The organism is Kitasatospora sp. NPDC056783 (assembly GCF_042789895.1).
GTDB lineage: Bacteria > Actinomycetota > Actinomycetes > Streptomycetales > Streptomycetaceae > Kitasatospora.
The window spans coordinates 1-4,752 of sequence record NZ_JBHUAF010000520.1; the positions used below are offsets into that span (position 1 = coordinate 1).

The 4,752-nt window shown below is 73.3% G+C and carries 3 protein-coding genes and 1 pseudogene; 2 read left to right on the forward strand and 2 right to left on the reverse strand.

Translation table 11 applies throughout. The features are described 5' to 3' along the window. Positions 1-420 (forward strand): annotated as a pseudogene (locus tag ACFRMQ_RS38285) (hypothetical protein); the annotation flags it as partial. Positions 421-531: 111 nt separating this feature from the next. Here the strand turns inward: ACFRMQ_RS38285 and ACFRMQ_RS38290 are convergent. After that, on the reverse strand, positions 532-936 hold the full coding sequence (locus ACFRMQ_RS38290; RefSeq protein ID WP_380735497.1) for a cobalamin B12-binding domain-containing protein: 405 nt from the start codon (positions 934-936) through the stop codon (positions 532-534). Between the two features lie 325 nt (positions 937-1,261). On the opposite strand from ACFRMQ_RS38290, the gene ACFRMQ_RS38295 reads away from it, so the two are divergent. Next, positions 1,262-2,083, forward strand: coding sequence for a peptidoglycan DD-metalloendopeptidase family protein (locus tag ACFRMQ_RS38295; protein WP_380735498.1), 822 nt, complete (start codon positions 1,262-1,264; stop codon positions 2,081-2,083). Between the two features lie 22 nt (positions 2,084-2,105). On the opposite strand, the gene pcrA is transcribed toward ACFRMQ_RS38295, so the two are convergent. Continuing rightward, positions 2,106-4,733: a DNA helicase PcrA gene (pcrA, locus tag ACFRMQ_RS38300; protein WP_380735499.1), complete on the reverse strand. Its 2,628-nt coding sequence runs from the start codon at positions 4,731-4,733 to the stop codon at positions 2,106-2,108. Between the last annotated feature and the right edge of the window lie 19 nt (positions 4,734-4,752).

Consider the following 4,752-nt stretch of genomic DNA (forward strand, 5'->3'; position numbering starts at 1 on the left):
GCCCCGGTCCCGCCGGCGCGCGGCGGGCGGGCGCGCACGCCGCGCGCCACCGGCGCTCCGGCCAAGCTGCTGGCCGTCCTCCCGCCCGCGGAACGGGCCGCCTGGACGGCCGCGTTCATCGAGGTGCACGGGCTGGGCGAGGCCTTCCAGCTGCTCGGCGCCTGCGCCACCCCGTGGACGCCGCCGCTGTCCACCGCCGTGGTGACCGCCCTGGCCCGGGCGGCCGGCTCCGGGGCGTACCCGTGGAGCCACAGCGGGGTGCTCGGGATGACGGAGCGCGCGCTCGCCCCGGAATCGGCGGACGCGGTGGAAGGGCTGGCGGCCGGGGCCGCCCCGGACTCCGCCTGGTCCGAGACCTTCGCCCGGCTGGCCGGCACCCTGCGCTTCCGGGCGGCGATGCTCGCGGAGCTGGCGGGCTGAACACGGCCGAGCGGGCCGAGCACGGCGGAGCGGGCCGGTCCGACGTCCGGACCGGCCCGCTCGGCGCGCCGTGGATCAGCTCTGTACCGTGGCCCGGCCCTGTACCGTGGCTCAGCCGGCCCGCAGGTTCGACTCGACCCAGGCGACCACGTCCCGGGTGGGCGTGCCCGGGGTGAAGATGTCCGCGACGCCCATCGCCTTGAGCTCGGTGATGTCGTCGTCCGGGATGATCCCCCCGCAGAAGACCTTGATGTCCGCCGCGTCGCGCTCCTTCAGCAGTTCCAGCACCCGGGCGCACAGCGTCATGTGGGCACCGGAGAGGATCGACAGCCCGATGCCGTCCGCGTCCTCCTGGATCGCGGTGTCGACGACCTGTTCGGGCGTCTGGTGCAGTCCGGTGTAGATGACCTCCATACCGGCGTCGCGCAGGGCGCGCGCGATGACCTTGGCACCACGGTCGTGACCGTCGAGCCCCGGCTTGGCGACCACCACACGGATCGGCCCCGACACACTCATCACTGCCTCCTGCTGGACCTCGTCGTCCACCATCCGACCGGACCCGGTGGGCCGCCGGCGCTGTTAACGGTCAATAACCAACCTGAGGGGAGGTTAGCGCCACCGGGCGCGGTTGACCGTGCCGCCTCCCAAGAGGAGGGCAAAGTCACAGCTCCGGCCCTTGCTGCCGGCGGGTACGCCCCTCCTGCCCGCAACCTCCGCACAGACCGCCCGGCCGACCCCTTGACATCCGGAGGGTTTTCCGGGGCGTCGGCCTTGGAGTTACAGTCACGGCTGTTTTCCCCCGCCCGACGACGTCCGAGGCCCACCGAGGAGGCAGCCCCCGATGGCTCCCGAAGCAGCCGCCCGTCCGACCCGCGCGGAGCTGCGCCTCGCCGCCCGCGAGCAGTCCCGCGCCGAGCGCCGCGGCGCCGCCAAGGCGGCCACCCGGACGGCACTGCTGCGGGTCGCGCTGCCGTCGATGGCCGCGCTCGGAGTGGCCGCGGCGGCCGCGATCACGGTGCAGGGGGACGTCGACCAGCAGCGCGCCCAGGCCGCCGGGCGGACGGTGCCGCCGCAGGCCGCGGCGGACGACGCCCCGGACGGCGTGGCCGCCCAGGCCGCGGCCCAGGCGGTCGCGGCCGGCGGCCAGGCCCAGGCCTCGCGCGGCGACGCCCGCCGGCCGCTGGCCGCCGCCCAGCCCACCGAGGCCCCCGCCGCGCAGCCCACCTCGCAGCCCACCGCCGAGCCGACGCCCGAGCCGGCCAAGCCCAAGGTGGTCATGCCGGTCGCCCAGCACGGCCTGGGCGAGCAGTTCGGCGCGGCCGGCACCCACTGGGCCAACCGGCACACCGGCATCGACTTCCCGGTGGACGGCGGCTCCGAGGTCTACGCCGTGACCGACGGCACCCTCCGCACCCAGTGGAACCCGTTCTACGGCTACATGACGATCATCAAGATGCCGGACGGCACCGAGGCCTGGTACTGCCACCTGCGGGCGTACAAGGTCCGCAAGGGCCCGGTGAAGCAGGGCGACCTGATCGCCTTCGTCGGCAGCAGCGGCAACAGCACCGGCCCTCACCTGCACTTCGAGATCCGGCCGCCGGGGGGCAGCGGGCCGGTCGACCCGCTGCCCTGGTTCCTCGCCAACGGCCTGGACCCGCGCTAGGGCCTGGGCGCCGCCCGGCCGGTCAGAGCTTCTCCACCGGGGCGTAGCGCAGCAGCAGCTGCTTGCGCCCCTCCGTGCCGAAGTCGACGGTGGCCTGCGCCCGGTCACCGAAGCCCGTGACCCCCACCACCGTGCCCAGCCCGAAGGTGTCGTGGGTGACCCGGTCGCCGACCGCGAGCGAGACGGCCTCGCGCTCCACGACCTTGCCGGCGCGCCGCGCCGACTGGCCCCAGCCCGCCTTCGGCGACGCCGCCGTCGACGAGGAGGAACGCGAACTCCCGCCCCCGGACGAGGACTTGCCCCAGGACGAGCCCGAGGAGTAGCCGCGCTGGACCGGCGCCTGCGCCGCCCCGGTGCGCTTCCACTCCACCAGCGTCTCCGGGATCTCCTCCAGGAACCGCGAGGCCGGGTTGTAGGCCGGCTGCCCCCAGGCGCTGCGCAGCACCGAGCGGGTCAGGTAGAGCCGCTCGCGGGCCCGGGTGAGCCCGACGTACGCGAGCCGGCGCTCCTCCTCCAGCTCCTTGACCTGGTTGAGCGCCCGCATGTGCGGGAAGATCCCGTCCTCCATGCCGGTCAGGAAGACCACCGGGAACTCCAGGCCCTTGGCGGTGTGCAGGGTCATCATCGTCATGACGCCCTGCCCGTCCTCCTCGTCGGCGTCCGGGATCTGGTCGGAGTCGGCGACCAGCGCGACCCGCTCCAGGAAGTCGGCCAGCGAGCCGACCGGCGGCGCGCCCTCCTCCCCGGCGTCCGGCCGCTCGCCCGGGTCCTGCTCGTACTCCAGGGCGACGGAGGCCAGCTCCTGGAGGTTCTCGACCCGGGTCTCGTCCTGCGGATCGGTGGAGGCCTGGAGCTCGGCGAGGTAGCCGGTCTCCTCCAGGACGGCCTCCAGGACCGCCGCCGGGCCGGCGCCCGACTCGACGACCTGCCGCAGCCCGGCCAGCAGGGTGTTGAACTTCTTGACGGCGTTGGCCGAGCGCGCGGCCATCCCGTACGCCTCGTCGACCCGCACCAGCGCCTGGGCGAAGGAGATCCGCTCCCGCGCGGCCAGCGCGTCGATCATCGCCTCGGCGCGCTCGCCGATGCCGCGCTTGGGCACGTTGAGGATCCGGCGCAACGGCACGGTGTCCTCCGGGTTGGAGAGCACCCGCAGGTACGCCAGGACGTCCCGGACCTCCTTGCGCTCGTAGAAGCGCACCCCGCCGACCACCTTGTACGGCAGGCCGACCCGGATGAACACCTCCTCGAAGACGCGGGACTGGGCGTTGGTCCGGTAGAAGATCGCGACGTCGCCGGGCCTGGCCTCGCCCTTGTCGGTGAGCCGGTCGATCTCGTCGGCGATGAACTGGGCCTCGCCGTGCTCGTCGTCCGCGACGTAGCCGACCACCTTCTCGCCGTGCTCGCCGGCCGTCCAGAGCTTCTTCGCGCGGCGGTTGGCGTTGCGCTCGATGACGGCGTTGGCGGCGCTCAGGATGGTCTGGGTGGAGCGGTAGTTCTGCTCCAGCAGGATCGTGGTCGCGTTCGGGTAGTCCTCCTCGAACTGGAGGATGTTGCGGATCGTCGCGCCGCGGAAGGCGTAGATCGACTGGTCCGCGTCACCGACCACGCACAGCTCGGCGGGCGGCACCTCGGCGAGCCGGCCGGCCGCCGGGTTCACCGGGTCGCCGTCCACGGTGCGCTTGGGGGCGTCGGCCGCCGAGCCGCCGGTCAGCTCGCGCACCAGGGTGTACTGGGCGTGGTTGGTGTCCTGGTACTCGTCGACCAGGATGTGCCGGAACCGGCGCCGGTAGTGCTCGGCGACGTCGGGGAAGGCCTGGAGCAGGTTCACCGTCGTCATGATGATGTCGTCGAAGTCCAGCGCGTTGGCCTCGCGCAGCCGCCGCTGGTAGAGCGCGTACGCCTCGGCGAGCTTCTTCTCCATCGGGTTGGCGGCCCGGTCGGCGAAGGTCTCCTCGTCGATCAGCTCGTTCTTGAGGTTGCTGACCTTCGCCGTGAAGGACTTCGGCGGGAACTGCTTCGGGTCCAGGTCGAGGTCGCGGCAGACCAGCGACATCAGCCGCTGCGAGTCGGCCGAGTCGTAGATCGAGAAGCTGGAGGTGAAGCCCAGCTGCTTGGACTCGCGGCGCAGGATGCGCACGCAGGCGCTGTGGAAGGTGGAGACCCACATCGCCCGGGCGCGCGGGCCGACCAGCGCCTCGACGCGCTCGCGCATCTCGCCGGCGGCCTTGTTGGTGAAGGTGATCGCCAGGATCTCCCCCGGCTGCACCCCGCGGGCGCCCAGCAGGTAGGCGATCCGGTGGGTCAGCACCCGGGTCTTGCCCGATCCGGCGCCGGCCACGATCAGCAGCGGGGAGCCCGCGTGCAGCACCGCCTCGCGCTGCGGGTCGTTCATCCCCTCCAGCAGCTGCGCCGGGTCCACCACGGTGCGCGCGGCGCCGTTGCGGTACCAGGCGTCCCGCTCCGTCTCGGCGGCGTGGTCGGTCCGGAACAGCCCGTCCGGGATCGCCTCCTCGTACGCGTCGTACGGGGCGTCGTCCTCGTACGGCGGGGGCTCCTCGTCGATCGGGTCGACGGGCGCGGCGGGCTGCTTCGACCCGGCGGCGGGTGCCTCGAAACCGGGGAGCGGAAGGTCGTCAAAGAGGCTACTCATGGCACATCGAGTCTATGGC